Source organism: Pseudoalteromonas ardens (genome assembly GCF_030125445.1).
GTDB classification, from domain to species: domain Bacteria; phylum Pseudomonadota; class Gammaproteobacteria; order Enterobacterales; family Alteromonadaceae; genus Pseudoalteromonas; species Pseudoalteromonas ardens.
The window spans coordinates 1189170-1209797 of the sequence record NZ_JASJUV010000002.1; the positions used below are offsets into that span (position 1 = coordinate 1189170).

Here is a 20628-nt window from a genome sequence, read left to right on the forward strand (position 1 = left end):
CGCAATGACACAGGTAAAACACTGTCAAATTGCGATTATAGGTGCCGGGGTGGCGGGCTGTATCGCCGCCCTGGCACTGAGTCGCCACTTTCAGGTACTCTTGATTGATAAGCAAGCTGCCTGCCCTGACAAGGTTGGAGAGTGCCTGCCGCCTGCTGCGGCGCGGATACTTCGCAGCCTGGATCTGTTGCATGCTTTTGAACAGCGCCAGGATCTGCATATGCCAAACTATGGCATTAGAAGCCATTGGGGCAGTGAACATGGCCTTATCAACGATACCCTCAGCAACCCGGATGGAACAGGCTGGCAGCTTAACCGGGCCGGATTTGAAAACTGGTTACGCGAGCAGGTGACTGCGCGGGGCATAGAGACGCTCTGGCCTGCTAAGTTGCAGGATGCTCAGCCTGGCAGCGATGGTTGGCTACTGCATCTGACTACGCAAACACAAGTTCAGGCCAGAGCGCAAAGTATCGCGGTACCTTGTCACTTTGTGATTGATGCAACCGGACGTCACAGTGCGTTCGCCACCAAACTCGGGCTCAAACGCAAAGTGCTGGATAAGCAAATTGCGCTGTGGGCCAGCCTGGATTGCGCTTCAGAAAATCAACTGGCATGCATCAATACGAGCCCACAAGGGTGGTGGTATAGCGCCAAGTTACCCGCAAAGCGTCGCGTACTGGCATTGCAAACAGACAGCGACTTACTCGAAAAAGGGCTGCAACATGACCTGAGTCAGTTTTGCCACCTGGCACGCTCACAGGCAGGATTAAAAGCCCTGCTGCCAAAGGGGATTGAACAATCAGGGAACATGCAGCTGCATGGTGTGGTATCAGCCAACAGCACCTGTCTGACCCAAACCGCAGGACATCGCTGGGCCGCTTTGGGCGATGCAGCATGTAGCTTCGACCCTTTGTCTTCGCAGGGAATGTTCAATGCCATGGCAACCGCCATGCAGCTGACCAATAGCCTGACAGGCCATGGCCTGACTGACCCCAGTGCCACAATTGAGATTGCCCGCTTGCATCAGACGCAAATCGGCGCAATCTGGCAGCACTATCTGTCTCATCGGGCGCATTATTATGGCCAGGAGCAACGCTGGCCCGATGCCCTCTACTGGCAACGTCGCCATACGCAAAAAAACGCCGAGTTCAGTTGAGCCCGGCGTGAGGTTCGCAATTCAAGTCCTTTTTAGATACCTGTCCATTTTTATATTTGCTCATTTGGGGGGAGCAAAGTGGTATTATTTTACAATCAGCTGATCTTCATAGGTGTAGATGCCGTTTGGATCTGTCAGGTTAAAGACTTTCACCGCCATGGTCTTACCTACCGCGTTTTCACACTCAAGGATCTGATATAGCACTGGATTCTTAGCCTTGTTATCTACCACAGTGTCCAGAGTGAAAACGTCTGAATGGAATGGACCCTTGCGATCTTCACCATGGAATAAGCCCAAAGACACACCACGGTCTGCAACTATGCTACAACGCGCGTCATTGTTTTGGTTATCAATGACCAGACGGCTGCTGATGTGGTAAGCCGTGTGATAGCCATATGAGTATGGCTGATTCACAAAGTCACCAGCAGGTGTCAGCTCGATTTGCCAATCGACTACAGGCGCGCCCGGTACGTTAACCAGCACTTTGTACCAGTCACCCGCCGCATCATAACAGCTGACATGCAGTACTTTCTTTTCAGTCAGCGTCGCTTCAGGAATAGCAACACCCATTTCAACTGTATTGCGATCTGCAATCGTCTTCACACCCAGGTTAACAATATGACGACCGTCATTTGCAGAGTACAGGTTTGCAGATTCACAGTAAGCACCTTCACCACGCAGGACCAGTTGCGCTTCAAAGTTATGCGCAAACTCACCGGTTAGTAATGCTGAGCTTACCGGGCCTGAGGTGTAGTTAGTCAAACGCTCGTATCCATCAGTATCAAACACATTTTGATAAGCCGTAGCCTGGCTACCAAATGCACTGAACAAAGCGACTGCAGCAAATGACAAAGTTAAGGTTTTCATGGTTATGTCCTTTTAGAAAGTAACGAGTAAAAAATGTTAATGGTTAAACAGTGCAGCGCAGGTCAACGATTGACCATCATGTCTGACCCTTGCTGGCTAACTGAGGTCACCATAGCAAGAGAAATTCGCCCCGGACAAATTTCAAAAACAAGTAGGATTACTCATCTAAAAATGAAAAATATCCAATATAATCATAGCAATAAAAATCAAATTCCTTACTCTCCTAAGCATTACACAGCATTGCTCAGGGTTTCAAAAGCCACTCCTAATAGACCCTGTTTTATTCTGTTCAAAAAATAATGAAACTTCATCTGAGTCACTTTATTCCCATTTCTATAAGCTGATAAAGCTTGATCTACGACAAAAAAATTTATCACTCAGCAGCAAAATTTCTCGTCGAAGTAAAGCTTGCGCGCCCACCCCATGCGCCCTACTATTTGCGTGTTTTCTGAAGATAGCCAATCCGAGTACATCGCGGTGGTGTGTTTAGCATGACGTGTCAATGAGCCCGTTATGACGTGGTCACCCTGTGGCAAGGCGATAGAGCAACTATCCAGGATCTATCACTGGTTCAGGTAAAGGTAATACGCTGATGCGTCGCCCATACCCGAGTCGCTTTGCTCAAGACCTGAGGCGTTGATCGTGCGCACCACAAACAAGCACAGATCACACTGACAGCTTACAGGTCGTTATTCGCTGATACTATTTGGAGTCGCTATGCCTATTCAGCCGCAAGTACAAAATTTTGATATCGACGCAACGCTGGTCACCGACTTAGTTGCTCAGTACGGATCACCCTTATTGATGCTCGATTGTGCGCAAGTGCGTGAACACTATCTGGCCCTTGCTGATGCATTGCCCGGAGTACGTTTACACTATGCACTAAAGCCTTTGCCACACCCATCGGTGGTGCGCACTTTACTTCAGCTTGGTGCCTGCTTTGATCTGGCAACCAGTGGCGAAGTCAGTTTGGCTCGTGAGCAAGGTGTGCCGGCTGAGTGCACAATCCATACGCACCCGATCAAGCGTCGCAGTGACATTGTTGATGCACTGGACTACGGGTGTCAGGTGTTCGTGGTTGATAACCTGAACGAACTGGCCAAGTTTCGCGAGTTCACCGAACAAGCTGAAGTACTAATCCGATTGAGTTTTCGCAATAGCGAAGCCTTTGCTGATCTGTCGAAAAAGTTCGGTTGTAGCCCGGCCGATGCAATGACGCTCATACGCCAGGCACAACAATGGGGTATTCGGGTGAAAGGTCTGTCGTTTCATGTCGGCTCACAAACGGCCAATGCTGACAAATATATCGCGGCTATTGAAGCGTGCAAACAGCTGATGGACGAGGTGGTGGCTGCCGGATTGCCGGCGCTAAGCTGCCTGGACATAGGCGGTGGATTTCCGGTCTCTTACGCGAGCAACAAGGTGGATATTCATGCCTTTTGTGCACCGATCAATACGGCTCTGGCACAGCTGCCGGACACGGTACAGCGCATTGCTGAGCCAGGTCGCTTTATTGTTGCCGGTGCCATGACCTGTGTTGCTTCGGTCATGGGCCAGGCTCAGCGTGAAGGTCGCACCTGGTATTACCTCGATGATGGGATTTATGGCTCTTTCAGTGGGCTGATGTTTGATATGGCCTGTTACCCGTTACGCACCTTAAAAGCCGCAGATGTGGTCTACCCCAGTGTGCTGGCGGGGCCGACCTGTGACAGCATAGATGTGATCTGTGACGCCGTTGAACTGCCCAAACTGGAAGATGGCGATCTCGTGGTCACCCGCATGATGGGTGCATATACCAGTGCAACAGCAACCGACTTCAATTTCTTCAAACGTGCCACCACAGTGGTACTCAATGAAGTGATCCAACTTCACCAGGCCGAATTCGGCAGCTAAACGCCCACCCTTCAGAGGCCCTTTCGGGCCTCTACGCTTTATTTATTTACGCACACACAGCTGCTGTGCACTCAAAACCGTATTTTATCGGGAGAGTGCAATAATTTACGCAACGATATTCCATAAAAAGTAAGGTAACTCAGGTACACGTACCTTAATTTTACACCGAAAAAGAAAGAACAATCACTTCCATAAATACTAACACTTGACATTATATAGACCACAAATCCGACCAGATAAGATTTTTTATTCAATTAGTTTGACTTTCGTTCATTTAAACCTAACTTTTAAAACAACTCGACACACTGAGTTAACCAAATAAAAACAATTACCTTTATGACAACAGGAAAAACGAATGAAACATTCTTTAATTTGCTTATCGATTGTAAGTGCTCTATCCAGTGCCGCTGCGGCTGCGTCAGAACCCGACTACCAGGGTGCAGCCGCTGAGCTGACGATTAACAACACCTGCATAGTCAGATTCGACGACAAGACAGAAAAGCTGGATGTTGAGGGCAAGGCCAGAGGGTTGCTGGCACGCGCAAACGCACAAGCAAAACACATCTATAAACATGCAATGAAAGGCATGGCAGTTAATATGAGCTGCGAGCAGGCACGCACCATGTTTGCCGCAGAATCGGCCACAATGCGCTTTACGCCTGACGGTGCTGTGTATGCCAGCCCAGCAAAAAAACTTGGTAAACCCGGCGGCGGCACGCAAAACCAAACCATTCCATGGAGTGTCAGCCGTGTTGGTGGCCCGGTTGATGGCAGCGGTTATACAGCCTGGGTTATAGATACCGGCATTGATGTTGACCATGCCGACCTGAATGTGGACAGCAGCCGGGGCTTCAGTGCCTTTAACAAAGGCAAGAATGCCGGCGTTGATGATGCTAATGGTCACGGTACCCATGTTGCAGGCACCATTGCAGCGCTGGATAATAGCCTGGATGTGGTTGGTGTCGCAGCTGGAGCCACCGTTATTCCGGTGAAAGTACTCGACTCCCGCGGCTCTGGCAGCTGGTCGGGCGTATTGGCTGGCATTGACCATGTCGCAGCCAATGCGTCACCGGGAGATTGTGTCAATATGAGCCTCGGCGGTGGCTTTAACCAGGAGCTGAATGATGCCGTTGAAAGCGCAGCACAGCAATCTGGTGCTTTCTTTGTGATTGCAGCAGGTAATGAAAGCCAGCATGCCAGCAACGTCTCACCTGCCAGCGCTTCGCATCCACGCGTATATACCATCTCAGCGACGGATGCCAATGACCGCTTCGCCAGCTTCTCGAATTATGGTAACCCACCTGTTGACTACGCGGCTCCGGGCGTCAGCATTTTGTCAACACGCAGCGGCGGTGGTACGACAACTATGTCGGGCACATCAATGGCATCACCTGCAGCCTGTGCCGTGATCATGATGAACAATGGCAACCCCAGAACTGATGGACGTGCATCCGGTGATCCAGATGGAAATGCCGACAACATTATTCATTTATAAGTGATTATTAGCAGTTCAGCCTTCGCACTGAACTGCTGTCAACTCAGACATGTTTAATTGGCAATATAGTCCAGGTTGGCCTTACAGATTCAGACCGATATCCCTTGCGCTTGCATCGACCTGACGCCAGCAATCGCCTGCATAATATCCATAAAATACACATCCTCAAGCAGTGAAATCACATCATTCCACCTTGGGTTAAATTCGTTATTTTCCCAGCGCCTCAGGGTACGCTCCTCAATACCATAACTTGCGGCAGATTCTGCCTGAGTAAACCCTCTTAATTTACGCGCATACTTTAATAACTGTGCCCCCCGGGGAGCACGCAACAAATCAAATGCCTGTGCGTTATCTTGTTGCGGTGATGGCACACCTCCTCCCAGAGTGAACGGGTTAATCATAGTGTCTGTTGGGATCTTGCAGTTTGCTGTGCTGGTCATATCCACTTCCTTACTTTTTTACGCAATCTTGTCATGTTACCCATACATATTGGTGTAATTGGGTCATTATCTACTATCAGCAATGGCTGTTAACGCGGACTGAATCCTTAAAACGCCGCCAATGCGTAATTTATGAAAGATAATAGTTTAATTTTTTACGCGGATCAATGCGTAACAATCAAAATTTTGCGTAAAAATTTGAATTGCGTTTTCCCATATAAGTTCCTATAATGCCTTATTGCTTAAAAATGGGACACCAGAGGCGTGGTATCAAACAATGGAAAAACAACATAATACGGAAGCTGACAGCTCAGCATTCGCAGAGCGCGTTGAATATGCAATTAAACCGCATAGCATTCGTGCCTTTGCGTCAAAAATTGATATTTCGGAAGGCACCTTAAGACGCATACTCAAAGGTGAAGATCCAAAACTGAGCATTGTAGAACGCATTGCTCAGGTCGCCAATGTTGACCTGATGTGGCTGATCCAGGGGGAAACCGCAGCAGATTGCCCCCAATCTCCCATCATCACCCAGCCGCTGGTCAAGCTGGATGAATTTAACGAAGCCTTTGTCTTAGTGCCTGGCTATCATGTCTCGGTCAGTACCGGGTATGGTGCCTTTAATGATAATGCCCAGGTTGCGCGCCATCTGGCGTTCAGAAAAAAGTGGATCGACTACAAAAACCTCGATAAAAGTGAACTGGCAGTTGTGTTTGCTAAAGGCGACTCGATGGAACCCACCATCCATAACAACAACACCATTTTGGTCGATCTGAGCGATAAAAAGCTCAGCGAAGGTCTGATCTATGTGGTCCGGCTGGGTGAAGAGTTATATGCCAAACGGTTACAACAGTATCTGGATGGCTCAGTCAGACTGATCAGTGATAATAAAGAGTATGTCGAACAGGTTGTCCGTGCCGACGAGCTGGAGCAACTTGAAATCATCGGTAAAGTTGTGTGGATTGGTAAAGATCTGGCGTAAGCAAAGTGGCTAACGGCCACTGTACACGCTCAATGGCCTTGCCTGAGTATGCACATAGGCCTGTCGGGCTCAGTACCAGCCGCCTCGTTCTTTTTCGCTGGTGACTATGTCTCCCTGATACAGTTGATTACGCCCGGCACCGCCGTTCAGGGTATCGTACCCCGGACCTCCGGCCAGGATATCGTTACCCTCTTTGCCTTCCAGTACATCTTTGTCACCACCGCCGTTCAGGGTATCATCGCCGGGCCCACCCACCAGCTTGTCACGCCCGGCAAAGCCATTTAATTCATCATTACCCGCACCACCAAATAGCCTATCTCCGCTGCGGCCCCCCATGACCTCATCGTCACCGTTACCTGCCCAGATATGCTGCGCTATCGTAATAGTGCGACCATCGTAATTGTCATCACCGTCGCCCAGATAAACCTGAACTTGCTCAACCTGGCTGGCATAAATAAATACACAACTGGCACTGTCAGACGTCGCCCGCATCACTTTAATGCGCCGACCATCTCGTGTCAGGCGATATGTTTCTGCCTCAGCAGTCCCAACAACATTAAGTACAACCAGGTATTTTGCTGATTTCGCCGTTCTCAAAGCCATACGTTTGACCTCGACAACGGCTCCCCCACCGAGGCCGGTGCAGACACCATCTGATGCAATAGCAATGCGTGTCTCAACAAAGCTCAGCGCGCTCAGTAACAGCGCAAACAAACCATACTTATTCATATCCCTATCCCTCTCATAGTGCCACGCACTCGGGCTGTTTGACAGCGCAGCAGCGATATCAGCTCAAGTTGCTGTTATTTTAGCCATGGAGTGTGGACACAATGTGCAGATATCACACTGGGAGCAGGTTTCAGACCCGTTGTGAGTCATCACCATATGGCTAATGCTTGCAGCCTCAGCAATGGCACCATACTGATAAGTAAACAGTTCTAGCATAGCATGCGGTGTGTAATATGGCGTTCACACACAAAGCGCACAGACAAATGGGGCTGTGACAGATCCCGGATAACCCTAGACGGCACGCTTTATCACCATGCAAAATTTTAATTCACAACCTTACAATTAGAAATCCATAAAAATACGCCACGAATTTACGGCTCAATAACAAGAGAAAATTTATAGACCTACTTTATAAGGTAGAGAATCAAAACGAGGGACTTTATTTTTAGCCTGTAGATAATAATGAAAAGATAAAAGCATCAGCAGGAGACAGTAATCAACAAACCAAACCCTTCTGTCTGGGCACGGTCGATAGCAAAGATGAGCCCGGACCGGATTTCACGGGCTCAAATAACATTACGCAATAAGGTGCGTGTTAACACATACACTGCCAGAACTGATTGCCCGTTTCTGACTCAGCCGGGCGACAACGGTAGGTATAAGGCGCACCACCCGCGATGTTTGGCGTTTGTTGCTGTGCAAGCTGTTGTGTTTCTGTCAGACGTTTTAATGCAGACTTCTTAATTTGTAGCTTCATATTCTTTTCCTTGAGTTGAATTTTTTATGATCATAAAGATGATGATCACAAATAAACTGACACCAACAGAACAAAAAATCAACAACACCATTACTTTTTTATGAATCGTCCGTCATCCACTCAGCCATTCTTGCGACAATTTCCTCTTCACTCAAATCTTCCTGATGCGTACCTATCGTCCAAACATGGCCGAACGGGTCCTGTAAAGTACCCGCTCGATCTCCATAAAACTGATCGACCACAGGGCGAAGTTCTGTGGCACCAGCTGCAATCGCCTGGGCAAAGGTACTGTCTACGTCAGGCACATAAAACATCAAACTCACGGGCGTACCACCAAGCTGTTTCGGACTCTTAAAATGGGCATCCGGACACATATCAGACAGCATCAAATGAGAGTCACCAATTTTTAGCTCAGCATGCGCCACCCCTCCATCCGGCATTGGCAATTGCATTATCAGCTCAGCGGCGAAGGCTTTACGGTAAAAGTCTATCGCCTGCGCCGCATTTTCGGTGATCAAATAGGGTGTCAGGGCATGGTAGCCATCCGGTATCGCTGAAACTGTCATGGTGATTTCCTCACAGGTTACGGGCAGTATCACACTTTGTTTGTCGTTACCTATCGCCGATAATCGCGACACTGCTCGTCAGGCAAACGGTACATTTAAAGCTAGCCTAGTTCAGTGAAATGTCGAGTTGTGGCAGCGCTGAGAGAATTCGCTTTGCAGTGTGTTCATCGCTTTTTCAGCAAGACAAAAAGCGCTAAAATAAGCGCCTTTGACGCCTAACAGTGAGAGCATGATGCAACGTAAAAAGCTGGTAAACCACCTCAATGAATATCTTAAGCCGTTCCAGATTAAAGACTATTGCCCAAATGGCTTGCAGGTCGAAGGCAAGCCTGAGATCCGAAAGGTCATCACCGGAGTCACAGCCAGCCAGGCCCTCATCGATGCAGCCATCGAAAAACAAGCGGATGCCATACTGGTTCATCACGGCTACTTCTGGAAGGGCGAAGACCAAACCGTAACCGGCATGAAAAAGCGCCGCCTCCAGGCGCTGCTCGCACATGATATTAACCTGCTGGCTTATCATCTGCCGTTGGATGTACACCCAGAAGTGGGCAACAACGCACAGCTGGGTAAGTTACTTGGCCTGACATTAGAGCGTCCACTGGAACCCTGGAACAGCAACAGTGTTGCGGTAAAAGGAAAACTCAGCGAGCCTATGTCTGCAAGCGACTTCGCAACATTAATTGAGCAAAAGCTGGGACGCAAGCCACTTGTAAATCAGGCGGGTGATCACCTGATCAAAACCATTGCCTGGTGCACGGGGGGTGGGCAGAGCTTTATCGATTTGGCTGCCAGTCAGGGGGTCGATGCCTACCTGACCGGCGAAGCGTCTGAACAAACCATTCACTCATCCAATGAGCAGCAGATCCACTTCTTTGCCGCCGGACATCACGCAACCGAGCGTTATGGTGCAAAGGCACTGGGTGAGTATCTGGCCACCCAGTTTGACGTAGACGTTGAGTTTGTTGATATCGACAACCCTGTGTGATCTATGGCTAAGCACAAACAACGTACCCTCAACCGTGATGAGGACCGCAATTTCGGCGAGCTAACCGGTAAATTTAAAAACAACATTTATGGCACTACAAAGGGCCAGCTAAGAGAAGCCGTGTTGCAGCGCGATCTCACCCAACAAGTGCCCTGGCTCGGTATTGATCTGACTAAAACCGTACTTGATGTAGGCGGCGGCCAGGGTCAACTGGCGCTGTTTCTGGCCCAGCTAGGCCATGCTGTAACACTTGTCGATATCTCTGAGGAGATGCTGGCGCAGGCACAGCGTCAGGCCGACGCGTTGGGCGTGAGTGAGCAGATAACCCTGATCCATGCACCGCTTCAGGCACTCCCGGATCTGGCACTCGGTCAGTTTGATCTCGTGATGTGTCATGCCGTGTTGGAGTGGTTGAGTGAGCAACAACAGGCTTTATCACTGTTGACACAGCGGCTGACGCCAGATGGGTTTTTGTCGCTGATGTATTACAATCGTGCGGCTCAGCGCATGGCCAATATGGTCTATGGTAATTTTGATTATGTACGCAATGGACTCAAGGTAAAGCAAAAAGTCGGTTTGAGCCCGAACCGTCCGCTCGAACCCGCGGATGTCGACCATTGGCTGAGCCAGCTGCCGCTGCAAAAGCGAGTACAATCAGGAGTACGGTGTTTTCATGATTATTTACGCGATCCAAGTAAAGCCAGTGATGGATTTGATGCATTACTGGAGTTGGAGCTGAAGTACAACCAGCAGGAGCCGTATGCCTCACTCGGCAGATACACGCACCTGGTGCTAAAGCACCTCACCACCCCATCAAATACATAAAAAAGACCCTGGCACCGATTACAAGTGCCAGGGCCGAGACATGTGTCCAGGTCGTTAATCCTGTCGTCATATACTCACATTGCTCAGCAAGTATATGTCAATGCCAAAGGTCGGGAGAGCAACAATTTAACCGTGGCACAGCACTGTAAAAAAGTCATCAATTATCCTTTGAATAATTTGGAAAAGTAATTTTATCAATGACTTATGATGATTTATTTCTTAGCAAAGTGCGATAATATCTGGCCATACAACTGCGGCCGTTCAGTGGCAACACCCTGTCCACCACTGGTTTTGATCACCTCAAGCATCTCCTGATTGTCTATCAGAGTATAAAAATAATAAGGCGTATGATCCCCCTCAGACCTGAGATGTTGCAGCAACTTTAATCCCGCCAGAGGCTCCTGCGCCCGGCCCATGTCTGAAATAATCAGATTGTATTCATACATCTGCAACAGCAATAATGCTTCTTCACTGGATTTAACGGTATATACACCAATATGGTGGCGCTCAAAATAGCGTTTTTCCTGCAGATTATTTGCCGGATTGTCATCCACCCACAGTATTCGCCCAATCGCATCACTCGGCTCACCATAATGTAATCCCGCTGTTTGCTCTGTGCTATGTGTCATCAGTCCGACAAAGCACAGACAGGCAATCACCAAAACAGGCAACCAATATCGTGCTGGTAGAACGTTATCGCCCTGGGGAGCAACTGCCGGCAAAGGCTGTCCGGTCGCCAGCGGCACCTGTGCGCTCATTAAGGAGCTGGTCAATGGGTATTCACTAACCGCAATCGCGGGTGCAAACCGGTAACCCTGTCCACGCACAGTGACGATACAATTTTGCTGTAAGCCTGCACGATTTAACTGGCTGCGCAGATCGGAGACCAGCTTTGGCAGCGACCAGTCGGATACGACGGTATTTGGCCACAGCAATTTAACCAGATCGGCATGAGAGCAGACCTGCGGCCGGCGCTGCAATAAGCAGTGGAGAAGCATAAAGGCACGGTCGTCTAATTGTGTCGACCGCTCATCGATAATGACGCACTGCGTCGCAACATTCAAACGCGCGTTGGCGAATTGAAATTCCATAACCCTGACAATATTCTTGTTATTATCGCACCAGCGTAGCGGATTTCTCATTCACATGCTAGTTACATGCACTTGAATTGTTATCAACTTTGGTCTTACAGGCGCGGCGATTTATACTAAAAAATTCAATTTATAATTATAAAAATCATATAATTAAGTGTTTTATTCAAGCCACTCGAAAGCACGTTTCAAAAAAGCAACGGCGTCTTTTTCAATGATCAAACCATGCGCCATGACCAGACGTTCGGGTGCCCAGTCTAGTATGGTGTTCAGATGTGCCCTTGCCGTGTCATGGTGAAATATAAAGCTCAGTCGCCAGTCCAGTGGTGTCTGACCGTCAGGTGCCACTACGCCGGCACCTTTCGCCACAAAACGCTGGAATGTATTCAGGCTGTTCGGATCAAAGTTTTCTATCAGGTCTGTAACCAGCAAAGTGCGACTTTGAGGATGGAAAAACACCGCTTCTTCCATTGCGGGTGAGCCGGTAAAAAGCATTGTTTTCAGAGTATTAGCCCACGGGTAATGCTGCTCATTATCTAGGACCCCATCAAAACTGAGTGTCTTGCATTTCTCTTTGACCTCTTCAGTGCCAAAGGTTTGTGCCTCCGGGTAGGTTTCCTGCCAGGGCGACATGAATAAATGGTGCAGATGATTCGGTGCTAACAGATAGAGCACAGGTCCAAGCGCATCCACTTGCGCTCGTAATTCAGGCGTCAGGCGGATTGGACTGTGCACCCAAAGGCCGCCGCAAGGTAAACGTACTATGGTCATCCGGGTAGTGAATGGCATGGTGAAAAACGATACGGCTTCACCATCGAAGATCCAGATATTCTCGTCCAGCTGTCTCATATTAATCTCCCTGGGGACCTAATTTCCCCTCATCAAACTCATCTAATATAAGAAAAAGTAATGAGATTTGAGACTAACACATTTGCTGATATTTTATCCAATACACACTGTCGCATGACCAAATAACGCGTAAATTTTACTTTACTGACAGACGTCTTTAAGTATCTGTGCACCCAGATCGCGCATGATCTGTGGCTCCGGATGGGTGTGCGCAAAAGTGCGTAGCCCATAAATACTGACAATGAGGCTACGCGCTCTATCCAAAGCGCTGCGCGTACCAGCCAGATCCCCCTGCTCAGCAATGCGCTCAAATACTGCGCAAAGTGCATTGCGCCACATGGCACATTGCTCACTGAGAATAGCCTGCGCCTCTTCATCTTGCTCGGCCAGTTCGTTCAGTGCTTTTTGTGTCAGGCATAACTTTTGTGGATCATAACTCACACATTCCTCCACCACGTGCGTCAAATACGCTGCCAGTCCGGCACTGGCAGAAGGGTGTTGTGAAAACAGTGCCTGTAACTCATCGCTGCGATCTCGGTTATATTGCTCCAGTGCCGCCAACAGCAGGCCGCGCTTGTTTTGAAACGCACAGTAGATGGAACCCGGGTGCAATCCAGTTGCCGCTTTGAGATCCTGCATACTGGTTTTTGCATACCCCTTTTCCATAAAAGCCGTCATCGCGGCTCTGAGTACCTGCTCTTTATCAAATTCAGCACTGCGCATTCATTACTCTCCTCATCAAACGTAATGCATTTTACTCATTTTTGAACATTTGTTCAAAATATACTTGAACGTTCATTCAAACGATCATATCTTGAATAAGCATTCAAAAACTAACTGGGTCCGACTATGACAAGCAAACTGTTTGAAACTTATGCATTAAATGATCAAATTTCACTACAAAATCGTATTTTGATGGCGCCGCTTACCCGTTGTATGGCGGATGATAACTTAGTGCCAACTGAGGCAATGGCCGACTATTATGCACGCCGGGCCGATGCCGGGCTCATTATCTCTGAAGCCACCATCATTCGTCCAGACGCTCAGGGTTATCCGAATACACCAGGCCTGTTTACGAGCGAACAAATTGACGGGTGGCGCAAAGTAACCGATGCGGTGCATGCCAGGGGCGGTAAGATTTTTGCCCAGCTATGGCATACTGGCCGGGTCGCTCACCCGCACTTTTATAATGGTGATAAAGTACTGGCACCCAGTGCTGAGAAAGTGGAAGGTACTGTGCCCCGAATGCGGGATCTGAGCTACATCACACCAACACCGGCCACACTTGATGACATCAATCAGCTTATTGCCGATTATTCGCAAGCCGCCAGCAATGCCATTGATGCGGGTTTTGATGGCATTGAAATTCACGCTGCCAACGGTTATCTGATAGACCAGTTTTTACATTATGAAAGTAACACTCGTACTGATGAGTACGGTGGAACCCCTGAAAATATGAGTCGTTTTGCTCTGCAAGTTATCGACGCTATCGCAGATCGTATTGGTGCAGAGCGCACAGCCGTGCGTCTGACACCAGGCGCTTACTTCAATATGCAGGCTGATCCCCGTGATAGAACTGTTTTTGATTACCTGCTGGCACAACTGGAGCAGCGTACACTGGCATTTGTGCATATAGGTACTTTTGATGACGCCATGGAGTTTGACTTCCTGGGTGGGCGGGTCTCTGATTACGTCAGAGCCAACTATAGTAAAACTCTGGTTGGCGTGGGCGGCTTTACACCTCAATCAGGTGATCAAGCACTCCGTGACGACCGTTTTGACTTACTGGCAATTGGCAGGCCTTTTATTGCCAACCCGGATTACGTCGAAAAAGTCAGACAGGGTGAAACATTGACGCCCTATTCTGAAGAAATGCTGGAGACCTTAGTATAACCAATTGCAGGCAGGAAACAGATGCGGATGATCCCCTTCCGCTCTGTTTACCTTATTAAAGATGATCACTGCTCAGTCTTTACGGGGTCGGGCGTAATCACGGGCAGCTGGGCAGCTTGCCAGTCACGGAAATCGCCACTCAGGTGCAACAGGCTAAAGCCCTGCTCAGCCAACGCTTGTTCAAAAATGGCAGCACGACGCCCGGAGCGACAATAAACCACCAGCGTGTCGGGTTTGAGTGTGTCCAATAAAGATTGATGCTGTGAGATCTGGTCAAATGGAATATTAATGGCCCCTTTGAGATGTCCTGCCTCGAACTCGGCTGCACTTCTGACATCCACTATGACATGCGGCCGGGCTGACATCTGATTGCGCAGCAATGCCTGCTGACTAATGATATCGGTTGCTGCTTGTGCAACTAAACAAAACACACTGAGCAACGCAAAAATACAACTCCTTACCATATAACGCTCTCTACTTCATAGACTTTCCTGTAACTGAAAGCGTAGCAAAAAAGTACATTATTCACCTTAGGAATAATTTAATTTCACAAAGTGAGAATATGGGAATAATACTCTTTCTTGATTTGGACTTACCCACAACAGGCACATTACGCAAGATGGGAATTTTTCATGCTGAAACCTTACCATTTAATTTACAATTACTTAGTTATTTGATCTGGCTCATTGGTAAGACAACTAAGGCTATAGTCTAATACTCATCAGCTTATTTTACTTCTATTACTAATATCTTGAAGCTAGTGATCACTTGGTAAGTCAATGGAAAAGAAACATCTGAGTAAAACTTGAGCTTTTACTCTATTTTGCTATATTTTTTATCACCCCTGATATGACAATGCTTTAACCCCCTATAAGGGACAAAACAAAAATAACGAATAAACCGATGAAAATTTGTCTTGGGAATTAAATATATCGGTTATTAATTCGTCACAATGACGGATAACAATAACGCCAGTTCGTAAACCTTTTCGGTTGTATAAAACCCAACCGGAAACGTGGCTTAGAAGTGCGATAGTTGAGCCGCCTTAAGTTCGGAAGAGCAATATGGAAAGCAAAAAAATCGCAGTCGTCACTGGTGCACTGGGTGGCATCGGTTCAGCTATCGTCAAAGAGCTGGTAAATGCAAACTGTTTTGTAGTGGCTGTTGCCAGCCCACGACGTACCTCAGCGGATATTGACGCATGGCTCAATGAGCAGTCAATCAACCCGGCTGCCGTACATGGCATATTCCTGGATGTGACTGATCACCAGGCGTGCCAGGAACAGCTAGATGACGTAATCGACCAGTTTGGTCGCATTGATATTCTGGTGAACAATGCAGGCATCACTCGGGATACCTCATTTAAAAAGATGACCCTGACACAATGGCAGGAAGTTATCGACACCAACTTTAACTCTATGTTCAACATGACTCACCCGGTCTTTGCACACATGTGTGCAAACAAATCAGGCCGCATCATCAATATTTCCAGCGTGAACGGCCAAAAAGGTCAGTTTGGTCAGGCGAACTATTCGGCTGCCAAGGCCGGTATGATCGGCTTCAGCAAAGCGCTGGCTTACGAAGGCGCCCGCGCAGGCGTAACCGTAAACGTGGTTGCCCCTGGCTATACAGCTACCCCTATGGTTGAAAAAATGCGTGAAGATGTGCTTGAAAGCATCAAGGCACAAGTGCCGATGCAGCGCTTAGCCACGCCACTCGAAGTGGCTCAGTCGGTCGCTTACCTGGCGTCTGATCAGGCAGGCTATATCACAGGTGAAACGCTGGCGATTAACGGCGGACTTTATATGAACTAAGCGGCGTATATCAGGATTGAGCCTACGCTCTGAAGTACCTGGGCAGTAACGCTACCTATACGGACTTTTTTGATAAACAGGAAGCACACCATGTACAACGATCTAATGAAAACTTTTACTGAGCAAAGCGAGCAGTTTTTCTCTCCGGCAATCAAGTTCAACCAACTGGTTGCTAAAAACATTGAGCAACTGGCTCAAATCCAGCTTGATGCAACAGAAAGCTTCACTAAAACTTCTGTTGAGCAGCTTAAAACAGCCGCTGAAGTAAAAGATGTTAAATCTTTCATCGACTTCAACGCAAGCCAGCTCACTGCAATGAACAAGCTAAGCCAGCAAATGATCGACGATGGTCAGAAACTGACTCAACTTGGCAACGAGTTCAAAGAGCACCTAGACGCAATTTCTAAAGACAGTGTTAAAACCACTGCTAAAGCTTAATCGCTGTCGTCTGCCCCTGCCTGTTGCGGGGGCATTTTTTTAGCCTGTTTTTTGTAGTGGCTGATCCGCTATACCAAACACGACACAAGACACGTGCAATCAATTTGCCTATTAGGACACGAGTAATGGATACCGATAACACAGATCTTAATAAAACGCTGACGGCCTGGTGGCAGTACAATCAAGATCTCTACACTATATTCAGTAATAACCTGCTCAAAGAAAACCCCGTTCAACAAGCCCTGAACGAGCAAAGTGCCCGGGATTTTGGTATCTGGTTGAACGAAATAGCGAAGCAGCCAGAAACCTTTGTTCAGCATCAGTTTGACTGGTGGCAGGAACAAATCAAAATTATGCAACAAACCTGGGGTCAGGGATTCGACACCGAACAACCTGATATCATCGAAGCGGAGCGCGGAGACCGCCGTTTCAAGGCCGAAGAATGGCGTGATAACCCCTGGTTTAATTACATCAAACAAAGCTATTTGCTGTTTGGTCAGTCTTTATTGTCATCTATCCGTGAAACACCAGGACTGGATGACAAGCTCAAAGAGCGTCTGGAATTTTTTGCCCGCCAGGTCGTGAACTCTATTTCCCCCAGCAACTTTATTTCCACCAACCCTGAGCTGCTTAAGCTGACGTTAGATTCAAAAGGTGAAAACCTGATCAAAGGGCTGGACATGTTTAAAAAAGACCTGGCCAAAAGTGGTGACATGCTGCGGATCAGCATGACTGACGAACACGCTTTTGAGCTGGGTAAAGACATCGCGACCACCCCTGGGCGCGTGGTATTCCAGAATCATTTATTCGAACTTATTCAGTATGATGCCACCACCAAAGACGTATTCAAAACGCCTCTGCTGATCGTGCCACCTTATGTCAATAAATACTATATCCTGGATCTAAAACAACAGAACTCTCTGGTGAAATGGTCTGTTGATCAGGGCCATACTGTGTTTATGATTTCATGGAAAAACCCGGATGCCAGTATGGCTGATGTGGGTTTTGAAGACTACATCGTAGATGGGGTTATTGCTGCGCTGGATGCCATTGAAAAGCAAACCGGTGAAGCGTATGTCAATGCCGTGGGTTACTGCATTGCGGGTACTCTGGTCACCACAGCGATGGCATACTTTGTCTCGAAACGCATGAAGCACCGTATCAAGAGTGCCACCTTGTTAACGACCCTGTTGGATTTCTCGCAGCCTGGTGAGATTGGCGTATTTGTTAATGAGCCGACGATTTCTGCGCTGGAAAAATACAACCTGCAAAATGGTATCATGCATGGCCATTTGCTGGGCGTCTCATTCAGCATGCTGCGCGAAAACAGCCTGTACTGGAATTACTACGTTAATAACTACCTGAAAGGTGAGGCCCCCATGGATCTGGACCTGCTGTACTGGAACGGCGACAGCACCAACCTCACCGCAAAATGTCATAATTTTATGCTGCGCGACCTGTATCTGGAAAACCGCCTCGTACAACCTCGCGAAATTGAAGTCAGAGGCACTAAGATAGACCTCAGTAAAGTCAAACAACCGGTGTATATGTTATCCACGCGAGACGACCATATCGCCCTGTGGCAGGCTACTTTCCAGGGTATTCAGCACACCAGCGCAAAAACCACGTTTGTATTGGGTGAATCAGGTCACATTGCCGGTGTGATAAACCCACCAGCCGCCGAGAAATATGGTTTCTGGTATGGCCCGGAAGCAACCGGTGAAGCCAATGCCTGGCTGGACAAAGCCAAGCATCAGAGTGGCTCATGGTGGCCACACTGGGGTAAATGGTTAAGCCAGTATACCGACGAGAAAGTGCCCAAGCGCGTTACCAGCAGCAAAACCAATCCAGGCATTTATGCTGCGCCCGGTGAGTACGTTAAAGTTAAAATCTAACCAACTAAGAGGCTGCCAATTGGCAGCCTTTATTTTTGCCGGAGCAGCTCACTGTGTCTGGCTGACATCATATGTAAACCACTCAGTCTGACAGCCTGCTTGCTTAATCTTGGAAAATCCTGGCGCAGCTTATAACTGTGATAAAGATTACTAAATATACTGCTGCGAGAGAGCCTGTCCAGCTGACCCAGAAACACCTTTGCGCTGTCTGGCTGCCCCGCTGGAGCCTGCGTCCTGCAACAGGTCTGATAGCGCTTTAGCAAACTCACCAAAGTCAGCGCCGGATCTTTTTGCCGCAATGCCAGATCTGCTTCTATAAAAAATGCCGCACCACTCCAGTAAACACGAGCATGAGCCCTGAGCCGCCACATATCCTCACTGACCCGGGCAAGTGGACCTGGTGTCTCCCAGGTGCCCAATCGGCCCCGCTCCAGGCCAGCCATGATCCGCTGTACGTACTCATCAGTGGTGATCACACCGCCGTGCAGCATAATGATGTTTTGTAAATAGGTGGCAAGCCCTTCAGCTAACCAGAAATCCGGATAATCGAGCAAAGGATGATATAAGTGGGCCAGCTCATGATACAGGGTCCAGTCGCTGATCAGCTGCTGCTGCGTCGCGAAATAGCTGATATGCAACTCAATTCCATCCACTTCCGAGCGATTTACGGCTCCCCAGGGGACCGGCTCACTGCTCAAATACACGTTTTGTAACTTCACTGGCAGATGAGATTGTGCCAGGGGTCCCAAAGTCTGCTCGGTCGTTTTGAGTCCCTGATTCAGCCAACTTTTAACAATGGCTTGTTGCTTGCCATCGAGCACATGCAAATCCTGGTAAACCACTTCCGTGGCCCAACCCTGCGCGCACAGTAATATCGCCACTATCGATCCACGCATCATGCCTCCCGTTAGCCTCTTTCTCTCACCATAACATACACAAAGTATTTGTGACGTACTGTAATAGTCTATTGTTCAGCGGGCAACACGCCTCATCGCGAGTGAATTAACAATGTTGAGAAATTAATTGTTATTGACAATAGACAAAATTCCACTACGATACGACCATATGTGACGAATCGTCATATATAAAATTGTGAACAGACTATCCAGGTAAACATGGCACCCAAAGTATTAGATGAATTCAGCCTCAGAGCACGAGAGCAAGAAATTATTGACACTACAATCGCGCTGATTGACAAACTCGGCGTGGAGAACATTACCATGGATAAGGTTGTGGCTGCCGTTTCTTATTCGAAAGGTACTGTATATAAACACTTTCTTGGCAAAGAAGACTTGTTTTTGGCAATTGGAAACCAAGCCATTGCCATCATGTACGATTTATTCAGCCGAGCAGCACAACACAAAGGCTGCCCGCGTGAACGTATGTTGTTGTTAAATATATCGTACCTAATTTATGCCATATTACATCCGGCTTTATTTAAAAGTGTTCAATGTGCAAGAAGCCCCAATGTGTATGGTAAATCGAGTGAAAAGCGTCTCCAGGAGCAGGAACGCCTGGAGGCCCAGGTGATGAGTGCCACTATGGGTATAATTGAGGATGCAATAGCGAAAAAGCAACTGATTTTACCTGCGCACATGACAATGCACCAGGTGTGCTTTGCTATCTGGTCGCAGAATTTTGGCACCATTTCACTGCTGTCAAACGAAGTGGAACAATGCAGTGGCGCATCAGGTATGGTTGTGGAGCGCGAATTACTTAACCAGGCAAATCTGCTATTTGATGGCTTGCAATGGCTTCCCGCTACCCGAGAGCATAACTATCGCCAACAAATTGAACTGGCGTTACAAAAAGTCTTCCCGAGTGAACTGGCATTGATGAAGGCCATGGGAAGAGAACTGTGTTTTGAATAAGGTATAATGCGCGTTTATGCATGGATGCGCTTTACACGCATAATTGAGCGGCTTTTTGCCGTTTTTTTTAAAACTTATA

General features: G+C 48.0%; 22 protein-coding genes. 12 read left to right on the forward strand and 10 right to left on the reverse strand.

The window, feature by feature from the left end:
• The first annotated feature begins 4 nt into the window (after positions 1-4).
• On the forward strand, positions 5-1156 hold the full coding sequence (locus QNM19_RS10235) for a tryptophan 7-halogenase (RefSeq protein ID WP_284026661.1): 1152 nt from the start codon (positions 5-7) through the stop codon (positions 1154-1156).
• An 84-nt stretch (positions 1157-1240) separates the two neighbouring features.
• Here the strand turns inward: QNM19_RS10235 and QNM19_RS10240 are convergent, their stop codons facing one another.
• Positions 1241-2023 (reverse strand): hypothetical protein, encoded by a 783-nt coding sequence (locus QNM19_RS10240; RefSeq protein WP_284026662.1) that lies wholly within the window; start codon positions 2021-2023, stop codon positions 1241-1243.
• Positions 2024-2056: 33 nt separating this feature from the next.
• Between QNM19_RS10240 and QNM19_RS10245 the strand changes: the two genes are divergently transcribed.
• The 3 genes from QNM19_RS10245 to QNM19_RS10255 all read left to right on the forward strand — a co-directional run bounded on the left by QNM19_RS10245 (position 2057) and on the right by QNM19_RS10255 (position 5411).
• Positions 2057-2323: a hypothetical protein gene (locus tag QNM19_RS10245; protein ID WP_284026663.1), complete on the forward strand. Its 267-nt coding sequence runs from the start codon at positions 2057-2059 to the stop codon at positions 2321-2323.
• 417 nt (positions 2324-2740) lie between these two features.
• Entirely contained in the window at positions 2741-3916 is a 1176-nt protein-coding gene (locus QNM19_RS10250) for a type III PLP-dependent enzyme (protein WP_082225575.1), read from the forward strand.
• 355 nt (positions 3917-4271) lie between these two features.
• Positions 4272-5411 (forward strand): S8 family serine peptidase, encoded by a 1140-nt coding sequence (locus tag QNM19_RS10255; RefSeq protein ID WP_049866053.1) that lies wholly within the window; start codon positions 4272-4274, stop codon positions 5409-5411.
• Positions 5412-5500: 89 nt separating this feature from the next.
• Here the strand turns inward: QNM19_RS10255 and QNM19_RS10260 are convergent, their stop codons facing one another.
• A complete protein-coding gene (locus tag QNM19_RS10260) occupies positions 5501-5851 on the reverse strand; it encodes a helix-turn-helix domain-containing protein (RefSeq protein ID WP_284026664.1) in 351 nt (116 codons plus the stop codon).
• A 277-nt stretch (positions 5852-6128) separates the two neighbouring features.
• On the opposite strand from QNM19_RS10260, the gene QNM19_RS10265 reads away from it, so the two are divergent.
• Positions 6129-6833, forward strand: a complete 705-nt coding sequence (locus QNM19_RS10265; protein ID WP_049866054.1) for an XRE family transcriptional regulator — start codon at positions 6129-6131, stop codon at positions 6831-6833.
• 69 nt (positions 6834-6902) lie between these two features.
• Here QNM19_RS10265 and QNM19_RS10270 read toward each other — a convergent pair whose 3' ends face one another.
• From QNM19_RS10270 to QNM19_RS10280, 3 genes are all read right to left on the reverse strand, one after another.
• Positions 6903-7562 (reverse strand): calcium-binding protein, encoded by a 660-nt coding sequence (locus QNM19_RS10270; protein ID WP_049866055.1) that lies wholly within the window; start codon positions 7560-7562, stop codon positions 6903-6905.
• 595 nt (positions 7563-8157) lie between these two features.
• Positions 8158-8319: a hypothetical protein gene (locus QNM19_RS10275; protein ID WP_164487840.1), complete on the reverse strand. Its 162-nt coding sequence runs from the start codon at positions 8317-8319 to the stop codon at positions 8158-8160.
• Positions 8320-8417: 98 nt separating this feature from the next.
• The gene (locus tag QNM19_RS10280) at positions 8418-8885 is read right to left on the reverse strand and encodes a VOC family protein (RefSeq protein WP_049866056.1); all 468 of its coding nucleotides are present in this window, start codon (positions 8883-8885) and stop codon (positions 8418-8420) included.
• A gap of 232 nt (positions 8886-9117) precedes the next feature.
• Between QNM19_RS10280 and QNM19_RS10285 the strand changes: the two genes are divergently transcribed.
• Both QNM19_RS10285 and QNM19_RS10290 read left to right on the forward strand, forming a co-directional pair.
• Positions 9118-9873 (forward strand): Nif3-like dinuclear metal center hexameric protein, encoded by a 756-nt coding sequence (locus QNM19_RS10285; RefSeq protein ID WP_049866060.1) that lies wholly within the window; start codon positions 9118-9120, stop codon positions 9871-9873.
• A 3-nt stretch (positions 9874-9876) separates the two neighbouring features.
• Positions 9877-10698 carry a methyltransferase domain-containing protein gene (locus tag QNM19_RS10290; protein ID WP_049866057.1) on the forward strand — a complete coding sequence of 274 codons (822 nt, stop codon included), beginning with the start codon at positions 9877-9879 and terminating at the stop codon, positions 10696-10698.
• Positions 10699-10910: 212 nt separating this feature from the next.
• Here the strand turns inward: QNM19_RS10290 and QNM19_RS10295 are convergent, their stop codons facing one another.
• The 3 genes from QNM19_RS10295 to QNM19_RS10305 form a co-directional block, all read right to left on the reverse strand.
• Complete coding sequence (locus QNM19_RS10295) at positions 10911-11789, reverse strand: winged helix-turn-helix domain-containing protein (protein ID WP_049866058.1); 879 nt, start codon at positions 11787-11789, stop codon at positions 10911-10913.
• 162 nt (positions 11790-11951) lie between these two features.
• Positions 11952-12638, reverse strand: a complete 687-nt coding sequence (locus QNM19_RS10300; RefSeq protein WP_049866540.1) for a DUF4336 domain-containing protein — start codon at positions 12636-12638, stop codon at positions 11952-11954.
• Between the two features lie 141 nt (positions 12639-12779).
• A complete protein-coding gene (locus tag QNM19_RS10305) occupies positions 12780-13361 on the reverse strand; it encodes a TetR/AcrR family transcriptional regulator (protein ID WP_049866539.1) in 582 nt (193 codons plus the stop codon).
• Positions 13362-13487: 126 nt separating this feature from the next.
• Between QNM19_RS10305 and QNM19_RS10310 the strand changes: the two genes are divergently transcribed.
• On the forward strand, positions 13488-14531 hold the full coding sequence (locus QNM19_RS10310) for an alkene reductase (protein WP_284026665.1): 1044 nt from the start codon (positions 13488-13490) through the stop codon (positions 14529-14531).
• Between the two features lie 65 nt (positions 14532-14596).
• Here the strand turns inward: QNM19_RS10310 and QNM19_RS10315 are convergent, their stop codons facing one another.
• Positions 14597-14995 carry a rhodanese-like domain-containing protein gene (locus QNM19_RS10315; protein ID WP_284026666.1) on the reverse strand — a complete coding sequence of 133 codons (399 nt, stop codon included), beginning with the start codon at positions 14993-14995 and terminating at the stop codon, positions 14597-14599.
• Positions 14996-15595: 600 nt separating this feature from the next.
• Here QNM19_RS10315 and QNM19_RS10320 point away from each other — a divergent pair.
• From QNM19_RS10320 to phaC, 3 genes are all read left to right on the forward strand, one after another.
• Positions 15596-16345 (forward strand): SDR family oxidoreductase, encoded by a 750-nt coding sequence (locus QNM19_RS10320; protein WP_010382709.1) that lies wholly within the window; start codon positions 15596-15598, stop codon positions 16343-16345.
• A gap of 90 nt (positions 16346-16435) precedes the next feature.
• Positions 16436-16783 (forward strand): phasin family protein, encoded by a 348-nt coding sequence (locus QNM19_RS10325; RefSeq protein ID WP_010382711.1) that lies wholly within the window; start codon positions 16436-16438, stop codon positions 16781-16783.
• A gap of 125 nt (positions 16784-16908) precedes the next feature.
• Positions 16909-18678, forward strand: coding sequence for a class I poly(R)-hydroxyalkanoic acid synthase (gene phaC / locus QNM19_RS10330; protein WP_049866548.1), 1770 nt, complete (start codon positions 16909-16911; stop codon positions 18676-18678).
• A gap of 29 nt (positions 18679-18707) precedes the next feature.
• Here the strand turns inward: phaC and QNM19_RS10335 are convergent, their stop codons facing one another.
• Positions 18708-19574 carry a gluzincin family metallopeptidase gene (locus QNM19_RS10335; protein ID WP_284026667.1) on the reverse strand — a complete coding sequence of 289 codons (867 nt, stop codon included), beginning with the start codon at positions 19572-19574 and terminating at the stop codon, positions 18708-18710.
• Positions 19575-19793: 219 nt separating this feature from the next.
• Between QNM19_RS10335 and QNM19_RS10340 the strand changes: the two genes are divergently transcribed.
• Positions 19794-20549 (forward strand): TetR/AcrR family transcriptional regulator, encoded by a 756-nt coding sequence (locus tag QNM19_RS10340; protein ID WP_284026668.1) that lies wholly within the window; start codon positions 19794-19796, stop codon positions 20547-20549.
• The last annotated feature ends 79 nt before the right edge of the window (positions 20550-20628 follow it).

Coding starts and splice junctions, on each gene's coding strand:
- QNM19_RS10265 (WP_049866054.1), top strand. CDS start 6,129: ATGGAAAAACAACATAATACGGAAGCTGACAGCTCAGCATTCGCAGAG.
- QNM19_RS10305 (WP_049866539.1), bottom strand. CDS start 13,361: ATGCGCAGTGCTGAATTTGATAAAGAGCAGGTACTCAGAGCCGCGATG.
- QNM19_RS10255 (WP_049866053.1), top strand. CDS start 4,272: ATGAAACATTCTTTAATTTGCTTATCGATTGTAAGTGCTCTATCCAGT.
- QNM19_RS10250 (WP_082225575.1), top strand. CDS start 2,741: ATGCCTATTCAGCCGCAAGTACAAAATTTTGATATCGACGCAACGCTG.
- QNM19_RS10320 (WP_010382709.1), top strand. CDS start 15,596: ATGGAAAGCAAAAAAATCGCAGTCGTCACTGGTGCACTGGGTGGCATC.
- QNM19_RS10235 (WP_284026661.1), top strand. CDS start 5: ATGACACAGGTAAAACACTGTCAAATTGCGATTATAGGTGCCGGGGTG.
- QNM19_RS10275 (WP_164487840.1), bottom strand. CDS start 8,319: ATGAAGCTACAAATTAAGAAGTCTGCATTAAAACGTCTGACAGAAACA.
- QNM19_RS10240 (WP_284026662.1), bottom strand. CDS start 2,023: ATGAAAACCTTAACTTTGTCATTTGCTGCAGTCGCTTTGTTCAGTGCA.
- phaC (WP_049866548.1), top strand. CDS start 16,909: ATGGATACCGATAACACAGATCTTAATAAAACGCTGACGGCCTGGTGG.
- QNM19_RS10290 (WP_049866057.1), top strand. CDS start 9,877: ATGGCTAAGCACAAACAACGTACCCTCAACCGTGATGAGGACCGCAAT.
- QNM19_RS10300 (WP_049866540.1), bottom strand. CDS start 12,638: ATGAGACAGCTGGACGAGAATATCTGGATCTTCGATGGTGAAGCCGTA.
- QNM19_RS10315 (WP_284026666.1), bottom strand. CDS start 14,995: ATGGTAAGGAGTTGTATTTTTGCGTTGCTCAGTGTGTTTTGTTTAGTT.
- QNM19_RS10270 (WP_049866055.1), bottom strand. CDS start 7,562: ATGAATAAGTATGGTTTGTTTGCGCTGTTACTGAGCGCGCTGAGCTTT.
- QNM19_RS10280 (WP_049866056.1), bottom strand. CDS start 8,885: ATGACAGTTTCAGCGATACCGGATGGCTACCATGCCCTGACACCCTAT.
- QNM19_RS10310 (WP_284026665.1), top strand. CDS start 13,488: ATGACAAGCAAACTGTTTGAAACTTATGCATTAAATGATCAAATTTCA.
- QNM19_RS10260 (WP_284026664.1), bottom strand. CDS start 5,851: ATGACCAGCACAGCAAACTGCAAGATCCCAACAGACACTATGATTAAC.
- QNM19_RS10340 (WP_284026668.1), top strand. CDS start 19,794: ATGGCACCCAAAGTATTAGATGAATTCAGCCTCAGAGCACGAGAGCAA.
- QNM19_RS10295 (WP_049866058.1), bottom strand. CDS start 11,789: ATGGAATTTCAATTCGCCAACGCGCGTTTGAATGTTGCGACGCAGTGC.
- QNM19_RS10335 (WP_284026667.1), bottom strand. CDS start 19,574: ATGCGTGGATCGATAGTGGCGATATTACTGTGCGCGCAGGGTTGGGCC.
- QNM19_RS10245 (WP_284026663.1), top strand. CDS start 2,057: ATGTTAATGGTTAAACAGTGCAGCGCAGGTCAACGATTGACCATCATG.
- QNM19_RS10285 (WP_049866060.1), top strand. CDS start 9,118: ATGCAACGTAAAAAGCTGGTAAACCACCTCAATGAATATCTTAAGCCG.
- QNM19_RS10325 (WP_010382711.1), top strand. CDS start 16,436: ATGTACAACGATCTAATGAAAACTTTTACTGAGCAAAGCGAGCAGTTT.